Origin of the sequence: Hyunsoonleella aquatilis (assembly GCF_014270105.1) — a bacterium.
In the GTDB taxonomy this organism is placed as follows: Bacteria; Bacteroidota; Bacteroidia; order Flavobacteriales; family Flavobacteriaceae; genus Jejuia; species Jejuia aquatilis.
This window is the reverse complement of record NZ_JACNMF010000001.1, coordinates 333388-355129: the sequence shown is the minus strand read 5'-3', so window position 1 is coordinate 355129 and position 21742 is coordinate 333388. Positions and strand designations below refer to the sequence as shown.

At 37.1% G+C, this 21742-nt stretch carries 26 protein-coding genes; 8 read left to right on the top strand and 18 right to left on the bottom strand.

Going from position 1 to position 21742, the window contains the following annotated elements; all coding sequences use genetic code 11:
- Window positions 1-9: 9 nt before the first annotated feature.
- Entirely contained in the window at window positions 10-750 is a 741-nt protein-coding gene (locus tag H7U19_RS01510; protein WP_186558071.1) for a TlpA family protein disulfide reductase, read from the top strand.
- An 87-nt stretch (window positions 751-837) separates the two neighbouring features.
- Window positions 838-1938 (top strand): DUF4407 domain-containing protein, encoded by a 1101-nt coding sequence (locus H7U19_RS01505; protein ID WP_186558070.1) that lies wholly within the window; start codon window positions 838-840, stop codon window positions 1936-1938.
- A 1-nt stretch (window position 1939) separates the two neighbouring features.
- On the opposite strand, the gene H7U19_RS01500 is transcribed toward H7U19_RS01505, so the two are convergent.
- A complete protein-coding gene (locus tag H7U19_RS01500) occupies window positions 1940-2218 on the bottom strand; it encodes an STAS domain-containing protein (RefSeq protein ID WP_186558069.1) in 279 nt (92 codons plus the stop codon).
- Window positions 2219-2433: 215 nt separating this feature from the next.
- Between H7U19_RS01500 and H7U19_RS01495 the strand changes: the two genes are divergently transcribed.
- Window positions 2434-2865: a YybH family protein gene (locus H7U19_RS01495; RefSeq protein WP_186558068.1), complete on the top strand. Its 432-nt coding sequence runs from the start codon at window positions 2434-2436 to the stop codon at window positions 2863-2865.
- On the opposite strand, the gene H7U19_RS01490 is transcribed toward H7U19_RS01495, so the two are convergent.
- Window positions 2862-3143, bottom strand: a complete 282-nt coding sequence (locus tag H7U19_RS01490; protein WP_186558067.1) for a DUF1272 domain-containing protein — start codon at window positions 3141-3143, stop codon at window positions 2862-2864. The two genes, H7U19_RS01495 and H7U19_RS01490, sit on opposite strands and share 4 nt — an antisense overlap.
- A 47-nt stretch (window positions 3144-3190) precedes the next feature.
- On the opposite strand from H7U19_RS01490, the gene H7U19_RS01485 reads away from it, so the two are divergent.
- Window positions 3191-3328, top strand: a complete 138-nt coding sequence (locus H7U19_RS01485; protein WP_186558066.1) for a hypothetical protein — start codon at window positions 3191-3193, stop codon at window positions 3326-3328.
- Between the two features lie 31 nt (window positions 3329-3359).
- Here H7U19_RS01485 and H7U19_RS01480 read toward each other — a convergent pair whose 3' ends face one another.
- The 7 genes from H7U19_RS01480 to H7U19_RS01450 form a co-directional block, all read right to left on the bottom strand.
- Window positions 3360-4184 (bottom strand): hypothetical protein, encoded by an 825-nt coding sequence (locus H7U19_RS01480; RefSeq protein ID WP_186558065.1) that lies wholly within the window; start codon window positions 4182-4184, stop codon window positions 3360-3362.
- A 379-nt stretch (window positions 4185-4563) separates the two neighbouring features.
- Window positions 4564-4902 carry an MmcQ/YjbR family DNA-binding protein gene (locus tag H7U19_RS01475; RefSeq protein WP_222597364.1) on the bottom strand — a complete coding sequence of 113 codons (339 nt, stop codon included), beginning with the start codon at window positions 4900-4902 and terminating at the stop codon, window positions 4564-4566.
- A 31-nt stretch (window positions 4903-4933) separates the two neighbouring features.
- Window positions 4934-5542 (bottom strand): DUF4230 domain-containing protein, encoded by a 609-nt coding sequence (locus H7U19_RS01470; protein ID WP_186558063.1) that lies wholly within the window; start codon window positions 5540-5542, stop codon window positions 4934-4936.
- Window positions 5542-6291, bottom strand: a complete 750-nt coding sequence (locus H7U19_RS01465; protein ID WP_186558062.1) for a cyclase family protein — start codon at window positions 6289-6291, stop codon at window positions 5542-5544. Before H7U19_RS01465 ends, H7U19_RS01470 begins: the two co-directional genes overlap by 1 nt.
- Window positions 6292-6293: 2 nt before the next feature.
- The gene (gene hemW, locus H7U19_RS01460; RefSeq protein WP_246454604.1) at window positions 6294-7475 is read right to left on the bottom strand and encodes a radical SAM family heme chaperone HemW; all 1182 of its coding nucleotides are present in this window, start codon (window positions 7473-7475) and stop codon (window positions 6294-6296) included.
- A gap of 2 nt (window positions 7476-7477) precedes the next feature.
- Complete coding sequence (ruvC, locus tag H7U19_RS01455; RefSeq protein WP_186558060.1) at window positions 7478-8065, bottom strand: crossover junction endodeoxyribonuclease RuvC; 588 nt, start codon at window positions 8063-8065, stop codon at window positions 7478-7480.
- A 167-nt stretch (window positions 8066-8232) separates the two neighbouring features.
- On the bottom strand, window positions 8233-8871 hold the full coding sequence (locus H7U19_RS01450; protein WP_186558059.1) for a cell envelope biogenesis protein OmpA: 639 nt from the start codon (window positions 8869-8871) through the stop codon (window positions 8233-8235).
- Between the two features lie 74 nt (window positions 8872-8945).
- On the opposite strand from H7U19_RS01450, the gene H7U19_RS01445 reads away from it, so the two are divergent.
- Genes H7U19_RS01445 through H7U19_RS01435 form a run of 3 tightly spaced genes read left to right on the top strand, consistent with a single transcriptional unit; the run spans window position 8946 to window position 11753 of the window.
- The gene (locus H7U19_RS01445; RefSeq protein WP_343069061.1) at window positions 8946-9869 is read left to right on the top strand and encodes a lysylphosphatidylglycerol synthase domain-containing protein; all 924 of its coding nucleotides are present in this window, start codon (window positions 8946-8948) and stop codon (window positions 9867-9869) included.
- A gap of 1 nt (window position 9870) precedes the next feature.
- Window positions 9871-10998, top strand: coding sequence for a glycosyltransferase family 2 protein (locus H7U19_RS01440; protein WP_186558057.1), 1128 nt, complete (start codon window positions 9871-9873; stop codon window positions 10996-10998).
- A gap of 20 nt (window positions 10999-11018) precedes the next feature.
- Window positions 11019-11753 (top strand): Bax inhibitor-1/YccA family protein, encoded by a 735-nt coding sequence (locus tag H7U19_RS01435; RefSeq protein ID WP_186558056.1) that lies wholly within the window; start codon window positions 11019-11021, stop codon window positions 11751-11753.
- Here H7U19_RS01435 and H7U19_RS01430 read toward each other — a convergent pair.
- From H7U19_RS01430 to H7U19_RS01410, 5 genes are all read right to left on the bottom strand, one after another.
- Window positions 11750-12226 carry a hypothetical protein gene (locus H7U19_RS01430; RefSeq protein WP_186558055.1) on the bottom strand — a complete coding sequence of 159 codons (477 nt, stop codon included), beginning with the start codon at window positions 12224-12226 and terminating at the stop codon, window positions 11750-11752. The genes H7U19_RS01435 and H7U19_RS01430 overlap by 4 nt on opposite strands.
- A 202-nt stretch (window positions 12227-12428) precedes the next feature.
- Window positions 12429-13448 (bottom strand): S41 family peptidase, encoded by a 1020-nt coding sequence (locus H7U19_RS01425; RefSeq protein WP_186558054.1) that lies wholly within the window; start codon window positions 13446-13448, stop codon window positions 12429-12431.
- 65 nt (window positions 13449-13513) lie between these two features.
- Window positions 13514-14629, bottom strand: coding sequence for a tetratricopeptide repeat protein (locus H7U19_RS01420; RefSeq protein WP_186558053.1), 1116 nt, complete (start codon window positions 14627-14629; stop codon window positions 13514-13516).
- A gap of 31 nt (window positions 14630-14660) precedes the next feature.
- Window positions 14661-16298: a M56 family metallopeptidase gene (locus H7U19_RS01415; protein ID WP_186559839.1), complete on the bottom strand. Its 1638-nt coding sequence runs from the start codon at window positions 16296-16298 to the stop codon at window positions 14661-14663.
- A 1-nt stretch (window position 16299) separates the two neighbouring features.
- Entirely contained in the window at window positions 16300-16662 is a 363-nt protein-coding gene (locus H7U19_RS01410; RefSeq protein ID WP_186558052.1) for a BlaI/MecI/CopY family transcriptional regulator, read from the bottom strand.
- 142 nt (window positions 16663-16804) lie between these two features.
- Here H7U19_RS01410 and H7U19_RS01405 point away from each other — a divergent pair, with 142 nt between their 5' ends.
- Window positions 16805-17302 carry a DUF456 domain-containing protein gene (locus tag H7U19_RS01405; RefSeq protein WP_186558051.1) on the top strand — a complete coding sequence of 166 codons (498 nt, stop codon included), beginning with the start codon at window positions 16805-16807 and terminating at the stop codon, window positions 17300-17302.
- Between the two features lie 266 nt (window positions 17303-17568).
- On the opposite strand, the gene H7U19_RS01400 is transcribed toward H7U19_RS01405, so the two are convergent.
- The 4 genes from H7U19_RS01400 to H7U19_RS01385 form a co-directional block, all read right to left on the bottom strand.
- Complete coding sequence (locus tag H7U19_RS01400; protein ID WP_186558050.1) at window positions 17569-18243, bottom strand: response regulator; 675 nt, start codon at window positions 18241-18243, stop codon at window positions 17569-17571.
- Window positions 18240-20084 carry a tetratricopeptide repeat-containing sensor histidine kinase gene (locus H7U19_RS01395; protein WP_186558049.1) on the bottom strand — a complete coding sequence of 615 codons (1845 nt, stop codon included), beginning with the start codon at window positions 20082-20084 and terminating at the stop codon, window positions 18240-18242. The genes H7U19_RS01400 and H7U19_RS01395 overlap by 4 nt, the downstream gene beginning before the upstream one ends.
- A gap of 112 nt (window positions 20085-20196) precedes the next feature.
- A complete protein-coding gene (locus H7U19_RS01390) occupies window positions 20197-20349 on the bottom strand; it encodes a hypothetical protein (RefSeq protein WP_186558048.1) in 153 nt (50 codons plus the stop codon).
- 387 nt (window positions 20350-20736) lie between these two features.
- Complete coding sequence (locus H7U19_RS01385; RefSeq protein ID WP_186558047.1) at window positions 20737-21741, bottom strand: LacI family DNA-binding transcriptional regulator; 1005 nt, start codon at window positions 21739-21741, stop codon at window positions 20737-20739.
- Window position 21742: the final 1 nt, after the last annotated feature.

Genomic DNA, 21742 nt, shown 5'->3' with positions numbered 1-21742 from the left:
ATAAGTTATATGAATAAAGTTATATCCATATTAGTTATCGCATTCATTTTTATTTCAAATATTGAAGCTCAACAAAAAGTATATTATAAGACGAATAGCTCTACAACAATTCACTCTGAGGAATCCTATCAACTGCTAAAACAACACATTAGAAAGAAACTCAGTGAAGACGGAGCAGAAGTGACAATAAACGAAAGCTTGACAGACAGTGTTGTATCCAATGATTCAATAATTAAGACGATGCAACTAGATATTAAAAGAACAAGACACCATAAAGGCACAAAAAGACTTCCCGAAAAAATCAATACTTACCTCAATAAAGAACTGCCAAATTTTAACTTAACCACAGCGGAGGGCAAGGAACTTAACTCAAATGATCTTAAGGGCAAACCCACACTCATAAATCTATGGCTTACAAGATGTAAGCCTTGCGTTGAGGAAATCCCCGTTTTGAATGAGCTGTCAAAAAAATATGCTGATAAAGTAAATTTTGTCACAATAACCCCCGATCGCAAAGAAACAACATTAGAGTTTTTAAAAAATCAACCATTTCACTTTATTCACTTAACCGATGCCAGGGCATATTTAGAAAAAATCGGCAATAGTTCTTATCCCAAAAATTTATTCATTGACAAGAATGGCGTTGTTAAAAAAATTACACGGGGCCTCCCCCATTTCAAAAAAAATGGAAAAATGGAACTTGGCAATGGGGAAATATTTGAAAAATACATTTTAAAACTGCTTGAATAGTTTGATTGGAAGTTTTTAGCAAAAAACATGTAACAAATCCATCGCTTTAACGTTCTAATAGTCAATCAATCAAAAAACGACCACATCATGTTAAAGCGATTTTTTATCCTCTGCTCTGGGGCAGATACTCATATTTTAGAAGAATGTTCTGTTGGAGAACAAAACAAATATGCTGGTATTGGAGCTACTGTTTTCTTTACAGCGATTATGGCTTTTATAGCGGCGAGTTATGCGCTCTATACTGTTTTTGATAATTTATATACTTCCGTTTTCTTCGGACTTATTTGGGGGCTTCTCATTTTTAATTTAGACCGTTATATTGTATCTACCATTAAAAAGACAGGGAGTGCGCTGGACGAATTCATTCAAGCCCTGCCACGAATTATTTTAGCCTTAATCATAGCTGTGGTTATCGCTAAACCGTTAGAACTGAAGATTTTTGAAAAAGAAATCAATCAGGTGCTTTTAGAAGAAAAAAATGAAATGACACTTGCCAACCAAGAGCAAATCGCGCAACGTTATACACCTGAAATCACTTCGCTTCAAAATGATATTACGGCTTTACAAAAAGAAATTAATGATAAAGAAGCAGAAGTTAATGGCTTATACGACATATATATTTCCGAAGCAGAAGGTACTGCCGGCACAAAGCTTTTAGGCAAAGGCCCGGTGTATAAGGAAAAAAGAGAAAAACATGATACCGCATTGGCAGAATTGCAAGCCCTTAAAGAAGAAAACAAAGCCAAGATATTTGCTACGGAAAACGAAATCGCATCCTTAAAAGGGGATTACAATACACAAGTGGTTAATACCCAACCCGTCATCAATAATTTTGATGGATTGATGGCGCGGGTTAATGCCTTGAACAAACTGCCATGGTTGCCTTCTTTCTTTATTTTCCTTTTGTTCCTCGCGATTGAAACCGCCCCCATCTTTGCAAAATTATTAGCCCCAAAAGGCGCGTACGACCATCATCTTGAAGAACAGGAAGACACCCTAAAGAGCATTATCCTTCAAAATAAAGCACAACGAGTCAAATTGGTACAAACCGAAAATGCCTTAAACGACAACGTTTACAACGACATTAAAAATGACGAAGAATTATACGCCTATAAACACAAAAAGGCTCGCGAATTGATGCAATTGCAAGCCGATGCGTTTTACAACAGGCAGAAAACTGCGCTTTGACTTAGGCCGCTTCGTTAGTTTTAAAGTGGTCGTAAAGTTCTTTACAACCCAAACCAACAATAGACAGTTGCTTGGCAGTTTTTAAAGACTCCTCGTGCAAATCCATTAGGGCGTTAACACCATAGCGGTCCACACTTTCCAGACCTTCAATACTGATGGTCAGGTTGTTAAATTTTTGAAAAGCGTCTTTGAATTCTGTTTGAAAAGCGTCAACATTTGATTTGTTGAGCACACCTTTTAGTTTGTAGAAATTATTACAACTAGTAATTCTTAATTCCATTATAAATGATATTAGTTCGACAATAAATTTGGGCTATTAATAGTCTGAATATGACGTAAATATAAAAAGTAAATTTGATTACGCAACAATTAATCGACAAATTGGTTTTTACTCTAGTTGAAAAATCAGTCGGTGTCAATTTCATCGACGAGTAGCAAGTTTAGCATAATATTTGATTATTTTAGCCTAGTTTTACTTTTGAAAAACCTACAACAATGAAAAAAATAGTTACACTTTTTTGTCTGCTAATTTTCAGCATATCTTATGCACAGACCCCAGAAAACGAAGACACCAAGGCCATCAACAAAGTATTAAAAAACGCACGTATGGCATGGTCCAATAACGATATTGAGGGCTTTATGGACAGCTACTGGAAAAGCGACTCCCTTGCTTACTATGGAAAAAAAGGTGTTACCTACGGATGGCACGAAACCTTGGATCATTACCAAACCTATTACCCCACCGCAGCATATACCGGAAAGTTGAGCTTTAAAATAAATGCCATCAACAAAATCGCTACGGATGCCTATTATGTTTTTGGCGAGTATCATATTAAGCGCGACATTGGCAATGCCGACGGTATTTTTATGTTGGTATTTAAGAAAATTAATGGTGAGTGGAAGATTATTGCGGATACTTCGGTTTAAGCAATTCTTTTAGTGCCCTGAGGATACTGTTTTTGATGCTTTTTAATGTCAATCGGCTTATAAACCACCACCTCAGAAACCGGATACTTCTCCAACAAATGCTCTGGCCGAATAGGACGCTTTTCAAAATTACCACCACAGTTTGGGCAAACCTGTTTTAAAACCGTTTCTGCACATTCCCAGCAAAAGGTACATTCAAATGTGCAGATCATGGCATCTTCGGCATCAAAAGGCAGGGCCTTGTTACAGTTTTCGCAAGTGGGTCTAATTTCTAACATTGGGATAGGTATTTTATATTTTGAAAATAGACAATTATTTTTGCCCTATGAAATATAGCTACAAAGTTATACTGATGGTCATTCTGGCCGGCATCACCATTTACGGATTGATTACGGGCAGATATCTCTTTTTGGTATTTATGTTTCCCTTTGGTCTGGGGCTTTTCAAAAAAAAGGACACTTAAAAAGTGTCCTTTTTATATACCTAAGCAAAAATTATTTCGACAAACCAGCTACAAATCTATAAATAGCATCCCCGTGCACTCCGGTAAAATACTTTTGGAGCACCTCTTCCCGCTTTTTCCTATCCACTTCATCCGGGTATGCTTTCTCTATAGCTTCTCCGAGACCTTTAAATATTTTATCTAAATCCGTCATCGAATCCAAAAAGTAGGCCTCCATTATTTCCCTTCCATCACTGCCCCAAGCGTGTCTGTGCGGATAATACCCCTTAATCAATGGGTTGTCTTTTATCATTTTATTAAAATCATCAGTCATCACCTTTTTGATTTCATCATTATCCCCATCATCCGGAAACGCCAAATGCGATGTCCTAACATAACAAATCATATCCTTTGAAGCATCTTGTACCCGTTTCACCAATGGTAAAGTGGCATATATCTCATCGGAGTGATAATTGGAATAATATGCATTACGTTTCTTCATATAAGCCTCTCTAGCCTCCTCATCCGGCCAGCCTTCTTCTTCCAGCTCCCCATTTCGCATTTGGGCCTTTTCAATATCAGCCCAAGAAGCATAGACCCTTACATACACCAGCTCCCGATTGTCAGGCGTCATTTGGTGCATATAAAAGGAAGAGGCCATTACATGCTCATTTTTGGCCGTTACCTTGTCCAAGTATTCCTTTTCAACGGCCTTCCACTCGTCCATGTCAAAATCCTCCATGTCCATGTTCCAGTGCATGGTGGTCATCGTAATGTACTGCGGGCGGGGTGCCTCTTTTTCATCTTGTGTAAAAAATGTGGCAGGAGCCATCAGCAATACAAAAAGCACTGCATAAAATTGGTTGGTAGTTTTCATAATTAGTAAAAAATTAAAGTTAATATATTGATTAATCACACTCTACTTTAACCTGATTTCGAAACTGATTTCTTCATTTGGGCGTTACCCACTCCCGATAGCTATCGGGAGGGTCGGGCTTTCCGTTCCAATTCCTCGCTCCGTCCCTATAGCAATCTTGACTCCGCTGTGGGATTTCCACTGCAATCCCTAACGCGGGACAAACTAGCCAAGGGTTTCGAAAAACCTCAAACAGCGAAACCTGTCCGCAAAATCCATTTCGAACTCACGTAACATTAAGATTGGGGGCTAAATTCTGGTGCTATTAAAATGTGATGGAGAATTGAGAGTATCTAAATATACAATAAAAAAACGGTCGCTTCAACAAAGCTAGGCGGTTTTAGGAATTTTGAAGCTCTTCCCGCATTTTTTTGGTCATGCCTTTTACCACCATGTCATAGGAATGGTCCATTAACTCTTTGATAAACAATGGTTTTAATTCGCCTTTGTAAATATCGATGGTATTCCAATGTTTGTTGCTGACGTAGGGGCCTGCATAAATACTTTCGTAATCGGCTCGAAGTTGTTCGGTGTATTCTGGATCGCATTTCAAAGTGATGGTATTCTCGCCCTTATCCCACCGGCTTAATGGGGCCATCAAAAACATTTTAGTCAACACTTTAAAAACCAACGTGCTTTCATCAAATGGAAAACTTTCTGTGGCGCCTTTTTTACTCAAGCAATGTATTCTGATCTGTTCTATGTCCACCTTACTCCAGTTTTTTAACTTCTTTGTCTTCGATTTTTAAAGACGAGTAATCCAGCTTCCAGCCAATGGTTTCCACAATGGTTTCAATTAGCAAAATAGTTTCCAAGGCTTCCTGCTGTGCTATTTCAATGAGCCCGCTTTCAGGAATTTTATCCCGAATATGCAACTTGGCTTCATTGTGCAAATCGGTTAAATCGTTGGCTTCAAACTTATTAAAATACCCGTCGCTTTTGTCGTAATAGTTCAAATTAGTTTCAATAGATAAAACCTCGGGTTGTGGAAAATGCTCTAAGATAATTTTCCTTTTATCATTATCAGCTTTCAAATGAATTTTGGACAAATCGTACCCCACATGTGCCTTTGCGTTAACCACCACCAAAGCTTTCTTTTTACTTGTAATCAGCTTTAAAAACTTTTGCTTAACGTCCTCGTAGTGGTAGATCTCGGCAAAATCCCCCTCCACCGTAATAAACTTGCACACCTTTTTGATCTTATTTAGAAGGATAGTGGACTGTGCATTAATCAATTGTTTTTTTCTGAAGGATTTCACAACGGTAACCACCCCAAGTGTGACCAAAATTGCTATGATAATTGCAATAAATACTTCCATTAATCTATCACTTCAAATAATACAGGACGACTTGGTGAGGCATCATTTTCAAAAGGAGCTACCTGTAAATTCAAGAAATATTCCCCATCCTTTATCCTGTTATCCACATAAATAAACTCTGTTATCGTAGCATCCATCCGTAATTTCCCCGATGTATTCCAAAAGACATTGTGTCCCACTAGTTCACATTCGTCCTTTTCCCTATCAATACTCGGAGTGTCTATCAAAAGGTGTTTGATGCCTTTGCTTACCAAAAACTCCACCGCCTCTTTCAGCAGATACGGCCAGTTGGTATTGGAATGTTGTCGGGTTAATTTTTCCCTGGTATTGGGCATGGTGCGCAAAATCACAGCGTCCCTTTTTTTGTTTCCCAATGCAAATTGGAGCTGCTTTTTGGAAATCACTTTATCTTTCATATAGTTCTCTGGTGCCACAGTAATCACTTCGGCCAAAAAGAAAAACTGGTTTAAATTTTGGTTTATCGAGTGTACTTTTTCCGTAATATGCCCTACACATTCGGTATGCGTCCCATGCGAATGTGGATTGAATTTTATATTATTAAAATTGATACAAGCCCCATCTTTTACGGTAGCCACCCACTCGCCTTCTCTTACAGGCTCAACACTGGGTTTATCTATATACCATGCGTTTACATTATCCTGTCTATCGCTTACCGGAATGGAAATATCCAAGGGTTTGGACAAATCTATCTGCAGTTTTCTGGAATTGTATTGTACGGTAGCAATCAAATTTAGGTGATTTTAAAAAGGTGCGAAGCGATACCATCGCTCAAAAATTTACCTTTTTTTGTGGTTAATAATTTAGCTCCATCAATATACAATAAATGTTCGTCAATATAAATTTCTGACTGCTCCAAAAGGTATTTTTTGTAATCCAAACCAAAATCCTGTTCCACTTTTTTCAAGGAAACGCCACAAATCGTGCGCAAACCGGTCATCACATATTCGTTAAAACGGTCTCGCTTTGATAGGGTCTCAATCTCTTGCGGTAATTCGCCATTTTGAATGGCTTTGATGTATTTTGTATTATTGGACACATTCCAACTACGCTGGTCACCATTAAAGGAATGTGCCGAAGGCCCAATGCCCAAATAGGGGTTTCCCAGCCAATATGCCGAATTGTTTTTGCTAAAATAATTGGGCTTACCGAAATTGGACAGTTCATAATTGATAAAACCTTCCGCCTGCAATTTATCAACCAAAATATTGTATTGCTCATGCGCCAAATCGTCGTCCACATTGTCAACAATGCCTTTTTTTATGAATGAGGCCAGTGCCGTTTTTGGTTCAACGGTCAAGGCATAAGCCGAAATATGCGGTACTTTAAAAGATAGTGCTTTTTCAATATTTGAAATCCATTCATTATTGGACAACCCGGGAATGCCGTAAATCAAATCGATGGAAATATTTTCGAAAGATTTGATGGCTTCCGATAGGCAATTTTTAGCTTCTTCAGCATTGTGGGCTCGGTTCATCAGTTTTAAGTCTCGCTCAAAAAAGGATTGGACACCAATGCTTAGTCTGTTTATCCGAGTAGTCGTTAGTTCGTTTATTTGCTCATCGGACAAATCGTCGGGATTGGCTTCGAGAGTGATTTCGGGGGTTTCACTAACCTCAAAATTTTTGTAAACCGTATCAATCAAAAACCGTAATTCGTCATTCGACAATAAAGACGGTGTACCTCCCCCGAAGTAAATGGTTTCAACAGTTTCTCCTCCCAATTCATCCTTTCGCAATTCGATTTCTTTGGCCAAACATTGAATTAATTCATCCTTCTTTTTTAATGACGTTGAAAAATGAAAATCGCAATAATGGCACGCTTGTTTGCAGAAGGGTATGTGGATGTAGATTCCGGCCCCTCCTAAACCCAAAGCCCCTCCTAGCCTCCCCATGGGGGAGGAACTCTCACTCATACTCATTTATTAGGCTGTTTTATTCCCCCTTTGGGGGATAGGGGGCTTATTTTTTGCGGATTCTGCTTCACAAAAGCACTCCATCCAGAATAACTCTTCCCCACCTCAACTCTACCGGAATTATAAAAATGGCAAACTGCGGCGGCCAATCCATCGGTGGCATCCAAATTCTTTGGAAGCGTTTTAAGCCCCAATAAACTTTGGAGCATTTTTGCCACCTGCTCTTTGCTTGCATTTCCATTGCCTGTGATGGCCATTTTAATTTTTTTAGGAAGATATTCGGTAATGGGTATCTGTCGGCTCAATCCGGCCGCCATGGCTACGCCTTGTGCTCTGCCCAGTTTTAACATACTTTGTACGTTTTTGCCATAAAAAGGCGCTTCAATCGCTATTTCGTCGGGATGGTGGGTATCGATAAGTTCGACAGTACGCTCAAAAATCAATTTTAATTTCAGGTAATGGTCGTCGTATTTTTTTAAATCCAGCTCGTTCAGCTGCATAAACTGCATGGTTTTCCCCTCCACTTTTATAAGTCCAAAACCCATAATGGTAGTACCAGGGTCAATGCCTAAAATGATTTTCTCTTTCATAAGAGGCTGTTTAGAAATGTGTGATTATAATTTTTACAGTTCATTTTTGATGGGCTGTTAGGCAAAATTTTCCAGCATAGCCAAAGTTACGGTCTAAAATTTTAACGACAAAGGACGCAAAAAAGGACATAAAAAAATAATTGACATATTTTTAAACAGCCTCTCTCTTAATCCCCACAAAAATAACAACCGCTAAATGAAATGGACACCCCAAAAGTGATAGTGAGCAAGTTTCCGTTAAACGACCCGAAACCTTCCGATATTGGACTAAATTCTTTTCCAAACCCAAAAACATAAGAGCCGTCCAAATAAACAGTCAACGTATCTGAAATACCGTAATGCAATTCCACTCCGGCCATTGAATTAAAAAAAGTCGTTTTGTTGGCCCCAAAATTCCCCAAGGGTTTTGCAAACGACAATCCCGGACCCGCATGAAAAAAAGTGCCAATTCGTTGTGAAAATGAAATGAGCCTCGAAGCGTCATACACCAGTTGCACATTGACTCGCGAATAGTTCAACTTAAATTCCTGCGAGCTGGAAGCATTGGAAATTCTGCTGAAATTATAATCCATTTTACCTCCCAGTCTGGGTTTAAACATATATTGAAACCCTAAACTTACGGACGGAAAGTTTATCGACTTACCTTCATAACCATCCACAAACCCACCACTTGATGGACTGCTAACACCTAAAGCAATTTGCCCTTTTATAGTGCTGGTGTCACCTTGCCCAATAGTCCTAAAACAGCAAAACAAAACGCACAACCATAGCAATACCGTGGTAAGTTGATTTATTTTTGGGTTCATAAAGACTTTAAGGTTATTTTGCAAGCCGAAACATGCACAACTCGCTTCCATACAAAACTAAACAATTCTTTTTTGTGCTTATTAAATTAAGCATTGTTGGGGGTGCCATTTATTTTGTGTATCAAAAATTGACGGACAATCCCGATTTAAATCTTTCAGAATTTATTGTATTTGCTAGAGAAAACAAGGTATTATCGAGTAAAAACGCCCTTATTTTGGTGTTGCTTTCTATTCTTAATTGGTGTTTTGAAATTTTGAAATGGAAGTATTTGACAAGCCCTGTCGCAAGACTAAATTTTAAACAAGCCATGGAACAAAGCTTAGGGGCATTGACGGCATCCTTATTTACACCTAACAGAATTGGGGAATATGGGGCAAAAGCCATTTATTTTGAAGGCTCAAAAAGGAAATCTATTTTGATGGTTAATTTATTGGGTAATATATTACAAATGGGGATAACCGTAATTTTCGGTATCATTGGCCTTAGTTTTTTTATGAACCGGTATCATCTCGAAATTGACTTTTATAGGTTTGGGAGATTGCTCATCATATTTTTTCTCGCGATTGCCCTTGTCGGTTTTGGTATTCGGAAGAGTGAATTTTCTATTAAAGGATTTTCTTTTGAAAAGGTAAAGCAGTTCGTTCTTAATTATCCCAAAAACGGATTAAGTTTAGGGGTTTTATTTTCATTGTTCCGATATCTCATCTTTTCGTTTCAGTTCTTTTTATTGCTTCATATTTTCAATACAGATTTGGCGTATTTTGAAGCTATGATGGTCATTACATCTCTGTATCTTTTAGCCTCATTGCTCCCCTCAATTTTTATTTTTGATGCCGTCATCAAAGGTGGCGTTGCCGTCTATCTGTTTTCTTTTTTAGGCATCAACCCACTCATCATTTTAAGTACGGTGACCATCATGTGGCTATTGAATTTTGCCCTCCCCAGTGTATTTGGCAGTTACTATGTATTGAATTTCAATCTTCCAAAAAGCGAGTAATATGATTGTTTTCAGCCTCATTGTCGTACTTTCTTATTTGCTATTGATTGGAAGTTTTATTGTGGGTTTTGACAAAGTCAAATCGTTTCATTTGAAAGACGTTCCCGCCAAAACGAAATTTACAGTGGTCATCCCTTTTAGAAATGAAGCTGAAAATCTGCCGAAATTACTACATTCCATAAGTTTGCTCAATTACCCAAAAGATCTATTTGAAGTGATTTTGGTGGATGATGCTTCGGAAGACCATTCAAAAGAAATCATTGAAACATTTTTGGAGGAAAATGCAATTCTCAATTTCCAAATTGTCGCCAATGAAAGACAAACCGAATCTCCAAAAAAAGATGCCATCGATACAGCTATAAACAAAGCAAAGCACGAATGGATAATTACCACCGATGCAGATTGTGTTTTACCAAAATTCTGGTTGGAATGCTTTGACGAATTCATTCAGCAAACCGATTCAATATGTATTGCTGGCCCTGTAATGTATCATGACGGCACAACATTTTTGGGCAGGTTTCAACAATTGGACCTCTTCAGTTTACAAGGAGCGGGCGTTGGTGGATTTGGGCTGAAAAAACCATTTTTATGCAACGGGGCAAATTTTGGTTATACCAAAACTACTTTTCAGGAAGTGAACGGTTTTGAAGGCAACACCAATATTTCAAGTGGCGACGATATTTTCCTATTGGAAAAATTCACATCAAAATTCCCAGATAAAGTGCATTATTTAAAATGTGAAAAGGCCATTGTAAAAACCAATCCGCAACCCACTTGGCATGAACTTATGCAACAACGCCTCCGTTGGGCGTCCAAAGCCAAGGCCTACAATAATTGGATTGGAAAATTGACAGGCATCATTGTCCTTTTAATAAATATTTTGGCCCTAGTACTCCCATTTTTAGCCATTGCCGGTCTGTTCAATTTTAAAATCTGGGTGTATCTTTTAGTAATTAAATTGAATATTGATTTTTTGCTACTGTACAAAACGGCCACATTTTTTGGGCAGAAAAAAGCATTTCTTAGTTTCTTGACCAGTTTTAGTTTCTATCCGTTTTTTAGTGTTCATGTTGGGCTACTATCGCTGTTTGGTGGATATAGTTGGAAAGGCCGTAAATTCAAATTATAATTTTTAGTAGATTTACCCTAATGAAACTACTTGACAAAACGAGCAACCCCGCTTTTACCGATTACTTTTTTAATAACGACCGTCCTTCTTCCAATAAAATGACGGTGACGGGGGTCTTTGTAAAATCTTCACTTTCCATCACCATTATTATCATTATTTCTATCGGCATTTGGAAACTTTACAGTGAGGGCGCGGATGTAAAATGGTACTCAATGGGCGGTATGCTGGCCGCCATAATTATCAGTCTCGTGATTTCCGTACGCCAACATTGGGCACATATTTTGGTACCACTGTACGCCATTGCAAAAGGTTTTTTCCTGGGAGCTACAACAGCTTATGCCCATGCCCGTTTTCCCAACTTCCCATATCAGGCTATTGGAATAACTATGGTGACATTTCTCGTCATGCTTTTATTATATCAAACCCGAATTATTGTGGTCACAAAAAAGCTCCGAAGTGTAATTATAACTGTCACTGCAAGCATTTTTATCATTTATATCATTTCGTGGATACTCGGTTTTTTCGGAATAAAAGTATTTATATGGGGCACCTCATGGCCTGCCATCATTTTCAATATCGTAGCAGGTATTTTTGCCGCATTATCGTTACTGCTCGACTTTGACTACATTGAACGCCATAAAAACTCATCGCCTAAATATAAAGAATGGCTGGCCACTTGGGGGCTTTTGGTAACGTTGGTTTGGTTGTATGTTGAAGTGTTGCGCCTGATGCGAAAATTGGCTATTCGGTTTTAATCTACTGTGATAATCACGGGAAGTTTAAACTCAGTAGCAACTTGCTGACCACGCTTAATGGCCGGATAAATTCTAGGCAACGAATCCAAACTTTTTTGTAGAAGTCTTTGTAGTTGGGGTATTTGCTGTTGTGTCAGAGAATCCATTTCAGTTTTCATCAAGAATAAATCACCTTGTTTTGATACTTTAAATTCCAATTGCAAAGTATCATTAACATCTTCAGTCACCACAATGATTTGATTCTGAAGAAACCCGCTAATCTCGGCATACAAAGTACTTTCAAAACAAGACTTTTTTTCTTCCTTCAAACTAAGACTATCACATTGAGAAAAACTGGGATAAGTATCGACCTCATCCCAATTAAAAGTCTTTAGTTCCTCCTTTAAAATAGCTTCGGGAGTTGTTTTTTTTATATTAAAATACTCGCAGGACATGAGGGTAAAAAGGAGTATTAAAATCAAAGTTGGTCTCATTGAACTATTCTGAAGCCGAAAAGTACAATTTTTTTGGAACTAAAATCCTTCTAAAAGGGAAAACCGAAGCTAGACTCCGGTTTTCAGATTAAAGGCTTGAGTAAGGATAGTTGCGTGGTTGCACAACTAACCTACTAAAAATAGAACGGCCAAAGAAAAACCTGCAGGGTTTTCCAAGTTAGCCAGTATAAGGCAATTATTTTCATTCTTTGCTACGTAGCATATTTTGCTTTTGTTCATAAATCCATTCGATTGCTCTTTCCACAACTGGATCTCCACGTAAGCCAACCGAAATAAATGGTACATCTATCGTTTCATCGGGTGAAATTTTACCACCAAACACAACGCCTTCTCTATCAACGTAAATACTTGTTGCTAGAAATATTGCGGAACCATCACTTAATTTGAACTGAGCATTACCAGTAGTCAAACCAGCAGTACTTTTTCCAAAGCTTCTTGTATTTTCCTTATTATGAAATGCCGTAGCAACTACTTCTCCAGAACTACAAGTACTGGGGCTTGTTAATACAGCAACATGGGGGTCTTCATTGATTAGTGCGTATGGTTTTTTACTTACTTTAACCTTAGTAAAAGAGTCAATACCAGATGCGCCATCAGCGTAAAACCATGAAGCCCTTCTTTTATCATTATCTATAAAATAGCCACATATTCCATTACCTAATAGAGGTCCTATCCCAGCGAGCATTGGCCAACAATTGCCTCCGTTGTTTTCTCTTAAATCCAGTATCCAGCCTTTAACGTTTTTACTGTCAATTGATTTTATCTTATCCTGTAAGCTGTCAGCATATTTTTGCATAGAAATTGAATCTCCGCTATTAAACCCCCTCATTGAAATATATCCAATATCCTTGTTTAAAGTTGTACCCGTAAAGGTCATTAATTCATAAATATTCTTCGTCTTAGAAGTTGATTTCCATTGAACTACTTTGTTTTTTGGCATGAAGAAACTGTGATGGTCTTGGAGCCCAATAAGTGTAGATTCTATCAATGGGTAACATTCTTCAATTGAATCAATGCTTTTTAACTTTTCATACACGAGTTTCTTTATTGGGCTTAAATCAACAGCATCTTTTCTGATAGATTTTTTTTCCACAATTTCAAAAACCTCATCCATATATTGTTTAGGAGTCACATTGTAGTTTTGAGGTGAAGAACAGCCTATAATTGAAAATAGAAGAAGTATTTTAAATAAGACTTTCATTGTTTTTATTGAATGGCACATAACTTTCTAAATAATTGTTACAACTTATTTTATAATAACTCACTCTAATTCGGGTTTTCGCTTTCCTGACGATTGAATTGTTCCTCTTTTAACGCCTTGATTTTACCATCGACGAAGGTAGCCATCCTGCTTTCAGGAAATTTTTGCCTGAAAGCTTCAAAAGCATCAATCTTAGCGTTATAATCAGCATAGTACTTTTCTAAAATAAGTGCCAGCCTCAAATGTGGCCATTCAATTTCGGGTGCTTCCCTTATTGCCTTTTTAATGGCTTTTATTGCTTCGGGGTATTTCTTTTGATAGGATAAAGCAGTTGTCAGTTTGCCGTATTCGTTATGTAACGGCCTGCCTAAAACCAATAAAGCCTTGCTTAAAAAGTCTTCTGCTTTTTCGTAATCTTGGAGTTCTAGATAATAGGCACCGATAGTATAGTTGGTCATCGCATCGTCGGGGTTGAACTTCAATACTTCCAATTTGTATTTCAACGCATCAGCGTACTTGAAATGTTTGACATGGCAGGCACTCAACTTTTCATAAACAAACTCTGAGGTTTCGCCAAGTTCAATCAGCTTTTCAAACCAGGGTATTGCTTTTCTGTATTCCTGTTGCCAAAAAAGGTTCTGTGCTTTTAAGCTAAGCAGTTCAACATTGTTGGGATAGGTTTCCAATCCCTTTTCAACCAGCATATCCACCTTGGCATATTGGCGCTTTTGCAAATGGTGCTTTGCTATTTTATAAATTGCTTTTTGGTGGGTACTGTCCAGCGCAAAAGCCCTATGAAAACTTTGCTGCGCCAATGAATCCTTTAGTTGTTCCAAAACCAAGCCCAGTTCGTAGTGGTAATTGGGGTTGTCCTTGTGTTTCGTAATCAACTCTTTAAAAAGTAGCGAAGCCGTCTCGAAATTTTTGGTCTTGGACAGTAATTTTGCAAATTCGTATTTGGTCAAAACATCATCCGGATTTGTTTCAATGGCAGATTCAAAATGCTTTAATGCCTTATCATAGTTGCCAATGGCCATGTAAGCCTTCGCTATTTTATCAAAAACTTCCGATGGATCGTCGTATGCTTTATAATATGTGATGGATTTTGTAAAATCGCCGTTCAAATACAAACTATCGGCAATGTTTAAAACCGAAGTTTGTGCTTCAGTTTTAACTAACATTACTAAAAAAATCAGGGCCGTTCTTAACATACTAATTGGCCACTTGAAAAATTATTGGTAAAGAATAAAGCAGGTTAACCACTTTCCCATTATTCATGGCTGGTTTTAACTTTGGAAGTGTTTTTACCACCCTAATGGCTTCTTTTTCCAAAGCTTCATGAGGTGCTCTTGAACGCACATCAACTATCTCCCCTTCCTTATTAATTTTGAATATAACATTAACGCGTTGCCTCCCTTCCAAATTAAGGTCACTGGCTATTTTAACATTGAAATTGTGATTTACATGTTTTGAAACATTCTCCTGCAAACACTTTTTTAATTCTTCTGCGGAGTTCCCATCACAGCCAGGGAAAACTGGTACTTGGTCAACAAATGCAAAAGGTACGTCCTCTACATTAGCATAAGATGCTTTCTTTTTTTCGAACTCCTCAAGACGTTTTACCTTTTCTTCTTCAGTCTCCACTTTTGGATGGTTCAACTTCCTCACCGTAATTTCTTGTGATTTATTCAAAATTTCAAAGTTGTACCTAATCTTCAATAATTCACCTCCACTGTTCTTTTCCGTGTATTCGGACGTATATTTTTCGGGAACATTCTCTTCCAAAGGGTGAATAGAATAACTTTTAGTTTTTGGATTGTTGTCAAAATTTATCCACCCCACATAATTTGGATTAGACTTTAAAAAAGACTCAAATTTATTGGTTTTCGCCCTGATTTCTTCTGAATTGGCATTGCTATCATGTTCTTCTTTCGAAATTGTAAATGAATATTGACTTAAATCTTCACTTGAATAAACTTCCTTTTCACATGAAGTATATATAAGCATTCCTAAAACTACAGGGATTAATACCATATACTTCAGTAATTTAATTTGTTTTGATTTTGATTTTTGCAACATAATGATTCGATTTTTGATTAATGATTGTTTATAAAATGGATTTATAAACGAAAGGGATTTGGTATCAAACACCTGAGACAATAGGTTTTGATAGTAGGCCGACATATCGTGCTGTTTCGTGGCTTGCGCATCTGCAATAAATTCATGTAGTGCCATAATTCTATTTTGATACATATACACCAAGGGGTTGAACCAAAACACTATCCTCAACAGTTCAAACAGCAATAAATCAAACGTGTGCTTTTGCTTAATATGTACCATTTCGTGTTTTAAAATGGTGGCTTTTTCAGTATTATCGATACCATCGCCTATAAACACGTAGTTAAAAAACGAAAAGGCCATCTTACTATTTGATACCTTTACCATTACTAGCTTGCCTTTTGCTTCCTTTGTGCTTCGTTTTAACAACTTTAAAAGTTTCAATAGTTTGAACACCAACAATACTCCAGCAATTACAGTCCCCATTAACATTAACGTTTCCCATGTGGATAACGACGTTTGAACCGCCGTTGATTGAGATATTTGTATCGGGTTTTGTTCGGCAACCGTGGCATCACCCATAAACACCGCAGGCAACTGAACCATAAACTCTTGAGAGATAACATCCTTAAAACTATTTATCTTAACAAAGGGAATCAGTAATGATAAAATAGGGGTAATGAGCAAATAGGCTCGGTTCCAATTAAAGAAGGTCTCTTTTTTTAGGAAGACATCATAAATGATTAAAAAGAGCAATTGAAAGGTGATAGTTTGAAAAATATAATGCAACATACTAGCGGTCATTTTTATTGATTTCCTTTAGTACAGCTTCCAAATCCTTTATGTCCATATCGTTCTTTTTCACAAAAAACGATACCATACTTTTGAAGGAGCCTTGAAAATAATTGTCCACCAGTTTATTTATAGACTGGTTGCTGTAGTCCTGCTTTTTTACAATGGGGAAATAGATATGGCCTTTCCCCTGTTTTTCGTAATCCACAAAACCTTTATTTTCTAAAATTCTAACGATAGTGGATACGGTATTGTAAGCGGGTTTTGGTTCTGGCAATTGTTCGATTATTGCTTTTACATTGGCTTTTTTAAGTTGCCAAAGTATTTGCATAATATCCTCTTCCGCTTTGGTAAGTTGTTTCATTTTTATATGATATTTTTATTTCAACTAAAAACTTAGTTTTACAAATATAACTAAAATTTTAGTTTTAACTAATTTTTTAGTTTAAAATGTAACGTTTTGTTTAGCAAAACGTCTTACCTATTGAAAAACTTAAACTTTTATAATGGATATCATTTTAATCATCATAGCCGGCCTATTTATGATTTTGGGGATTTTGGGCAGTTTTCTACCTATTTTGCCGGGTCCTATTACCAGTTGGATAGGCCTTTTGCTCATACATTTTACGAATGCCATACCGATGAACAAATCCTTTTTAGCAGTCACATTTATCGTGGCTACCTTAATTTGGCTACTGGATTATATTATTCCGGCAGTTGGCACGAAACGTTTTGGCGGGTCAAAATATGGGATGATCGGCACTACGATAGGTTTAATTGTTGGACTGGTTGCTCCAATTCCTGGAGGCATAATTATTGGTCCATTTTTCGGAGCATTGATTGGCGAACTTATCCACAAAAATGATTCTAAAACTGCTGTAAAGGCCGCTTTCGGTTCTTTTATCGGCTTTCTCACTTCAACCTTTTTAAAATTTGTGGTTGCAATCATTTTCCTGGGACTATACATCGGAAAATTGATAGAATATGGAGGCAGTGCTTTCTAATGCTCGGAAAGAAGTAGCCCTGTGGGTCTCTCACCTCCACAGGGCCTTTGTAAATTGCTATTATCAACAAAAAAATCGAGGGATTAATTAATCTGATATGTTGACAAAACAAAGATAACCATAAGATACGGCTTTGAACTGCGGAAAAACCGTAACAGAATTACGGTTTAATTATAGAACGTACTGTTTGAGGTGCTTTTGGGAGGAAAAAAATGTGCTTTTTTTTACTTTATTACACTTTTTAGTTCTTTTCTGGATTGGAAATGCTAAATAAACCCTTTGTCACGGGCTTCTTTAAGTAAGGTTTCATCCTTTCCGTCCTCAACCGAAAAAATCTCCTTTAATTGCTTTTTGCGCTTTTCAACGGCACTTAAAGAAATATCCAAGTGGGACGCCAAGCTTTTGGTTTTGATTCCCTGGGACAGCAAGTGCAAAATTTTTCTGTTTCTATCGTCGATAACTATATCGCTGGTAATGGATTTCCTGATAAAACTATTTACAGTACCACTATAAAATGGTGGATTATTCAAAACGGCCTGAAAAGCACTGGCTAGCTCGCTGGAGGTTAAATCACTTTTTATCAAAAAACCTTCGGGATCGATATTTTTCATAATGTTGTGAATCCTGAAAGATTCGTTGAACATGGTAAGAATTACGATTTTGGCATCTGGCAATACCTTTCGGGCATATTCTGCCAAGTCTTCCCCAGAACTCATTTTCCCGTCGGAAGAGGGGGGTAGGCTTATGTCTACAAATAACATATCATAAGGCAAACCATTGGAGACGGACTTATCCATAAATATTATGGCCTCATCGCAATTGTTAGCAATATGGATACTCAGTTCCTGATTTTCTTTCTTGGTAAACAACAATGTATTTTGATACCCCTCAATAATCATTGGGTGATCATCAATCATTAAAATTTTGATGTGTTCTGTCATTTTACTTCTATTTTGGTTGGTATTTCAATGGTTACTGTTGTACCTTTTTCTTTTTCCGACTCTATATGCAAGTTGCCCTCAACTTCACCGATCCTGGAATTCATGTTCTTTAAGCCAATCCCAGATTTGGCCTTGTTTACCTCAAATCCAGACCCGTCGTCCTTAATTATTAGACAAATTACATCATTTTTTAATTTAAAAATAACGTCAACTTTAGTCGCTTCTGCATGTTTATAAATATTGTGCAGTGCTTCTTGTAGCATTCTATATACATGTATTTTATATTTGTTAGAAACGCCATCCCAGTGAATGTCGTCGTCATGTGATAAATCATATTTAAGAGCATAAGCATTTGTTTGGGTTTCAACAAGTGTCTCGATGATGTCCACAAACCCTGAACCTGAAACAAAATCAGTATTCAACTCGTGGGATACCTTTCGGATATCTTCTTCGATAGTCTTCAATTCGTCAATATACTGTCCTCGGGTTTTAATAGCCTCAACCGAAGGGTTCAGGTTTAAACTATCCAAGCTCAAACGGGTTCCGAATAATCGCCCTAAAACCCCATCATGCAGTTCTTCTGAAATTCGTTTTTTCTCAAGAGCTCTAGCCTCCTCGATTTTATCATTTTGAGCAAGCATCAGATTATAGATTTCTTCATTGGTTTCTTGTTGTTGCCTATTGAATTCCAACTCTTTATTCTTAGCCCGTTGAGATATAATCACATAAAGCAGCAGTGCCGCCACCAATAATATGACCGAGATAATGATCAACCACATGCGTTCTCGGGCGATACGGATATTTTCCTGTTCAATCTGCTGAGTTTCAAATCTTATTCTCGCAAATTTATTTCTGATGGCCCTTTCAGCTTTTTGAAGGCTGTCGCTCAGCTTAACATACTGCTCGAGGAACTTTGCTGACGTTTCACCTTCTTCAATTTTTGAGAGTAGCATAAGGGATTTCAATAAATCGTCATTGGCATAATCCTCCGAAATTTCCTTGGCCTTATAGGCATAATATTTCGCAGAATCCTTATTGTTTCTGTCATTATAAAACTCGGCCAAATGCTGATGCAAAATGATGGAGTTGTAGCTGTCATTGATGCTGTCTGTAATTCTTAAGGCCCTTAAATATATGCCAGGCAATTGCTCCAGATTACCTGATTCGTATAGTGTTTTGCCATAATTGCCCAGAGCCAAAACATAAACGTCGGGGTGATTTCTAATCAAATCCTTGTTGCCATATATTTCATTATATTTTTGAACGGCCAAATCAAATTGTCCAGAACGCCGATACACCTTCAAAATATTATTGATTGTTAGGGCTTTGCTTCTTTCAAAATCTCCATTCAAACCTTTTTTGATTTCAAGGGAAAGGTTTAGATATTTAATAGCATCTTCAAACAAATCTAATTCGTCAAATATGATCCCTAATGTATTGTATATATACGACTTGTATTTTTTTACATTATTATTCTGAGGAAGATTTTCAAGTATATCAATTGCTTCAAATGCGGTTACTTCGGCACCTGTGTAATCTTTATTGTTAGTTTGAACTACTGTTAGCCCAAAAAGGGTGATTGCAGTTTCGAACAGAAGTTTTCGATTTTTAAAAACTTTTGCGGCTTTGTTATAATAGTAATAGGCACTATCATTAATGGAAGAGAATCTATATAGCTCTGCAATTTTATAGTGCTGTTTAGCAATGAGAAGTGAGTCCGAATTAGGTATGTTCTGGATAAAATTTTGAATAGAATCTATTTTATCTGAATGGCTACCTGTCTGAGCTGAGGAATAACAGCACCCTAACACAACTAGAAAATGAATAAGTTTTATTCTCAAAATTTGGTAAAATTGACTCTTTTTTCAAATGTATCTATAATTTTTAAATTCTTAAATTAAAAAAGCCCTTAAGAAAAAATCCTAAGGGCTAAAATATTGTAACTACTAGAAATTATTGATCATGTCCACTACCTCCAGTAAATGGAGACGGTATTTCGTTTACCGGTGATACTAAAACGTCATCTTCATTCAAATCCTGCTTTACACAAGAGGTTAAAGAGGCAGCTAAAAAGGCTAAGACTAAGGTAATTTTTAGGGCTTTCATATTCATTCGAAATTTAAGGTTAAACTATTTCTCTTTATCTAAGTTTTAAAAACTTACACGTTAAAAAAATCAAGATTTTAATTCAAAATCTTAATCAAGGGAAAATGGAATAATTAACTTTAAAAATCGGATGCTCAAAAGCATACGAAATGATTTTCAAATTTTCGAGGGAGAATGACCTGGGTCAAAAAAAGGATTAATTAACATAACGTGCAGAGAGGGAATATAGTTTGCTCGTTATCTGGTACGAAAGTAGAGGCGAGAGGTAGTATTTGACAAAATACTCGACAAAAGGCATATTTTATCGATAAAAAACATCGATTAACTGCATATTGTGTTTTTTACCTGTATTTTCTTTCAAAGAAACTTGTCTTTCCATCCCTAGATTTATAAGGTAGATTCGCTTTTTACAAAACTGGTTTTTATCACCTTTGTTGAAAAATCAGGCTGTGATTCAGTAGTATTATTTAAACGCGCAATAAGCATCTCGGCTGCCATGGCTCCGATTCTTTTGGCATGTTGTCTGATAATAGCCAATCTAGGTACCGAGTGATTGGATACAGCTTTACTCGAAAAACCAACCACTGAAATATCTTTTGGTACTTTTTTCTTCAGGTTTATCGCCATATTAATGGCAACAACTCCAGAAGCGCTATCTGCGGCCACAACTCCGTCAATAGTTTTATTCTTCTTTAAAAGCTTTCTAATTTTTTGCTGGATATCATCGCCTTTCTTAATTTTTAAAACCAAAGGCGACATTTGTGCTTCTAAAATTGCTTTGTTATAGCCTCTTTCCCTTAATTTACCAACGCTTATATCATCTATTTTACTGATAAAAACAATATGTTTTCGCCCTTCGGCAATCAAATTCTTGGTGGCATTATACGTAGCTTCAAAATCATCCACAATTACCTTATCACACATGACGTCATGGGCTACCCTATCAAACATTACAATCGGCAATCCCTGCCCTATGGTATCTCTCAAATGATGTACTTCATTTTTCATTTGGGTTTCTTCAGCCAAACTCAAAATAAAGCCGTCCACGCTCCCATTGGCCAAAAGTTCCAGGCTTTCCTTTTCCTTTTCCAAGGATTCATTGGAGATACATGTAATAATATTATAACCATGCTTACTGGCTTCCCGCTCAATCCCAAAAAGTACTTTAGACAAAAAATGGTTTAGGATATCCGGGATGATCACCCCAATCGTTTTCGTTTTGTTTTGCTTTAAACTTAGCGCTACCTTGTTGGGCTTATAGTTATACAATTCAGCTAGCTCCTTTACGCGCTTTCTGGTATCCTCACCTATTTCTTCACTATCGTTAAGTGCTTTTGAAACGGTAGAAATTGAAACATTAAGTTCCTTTGCAAGCTGTTTTAAAGTGACCATC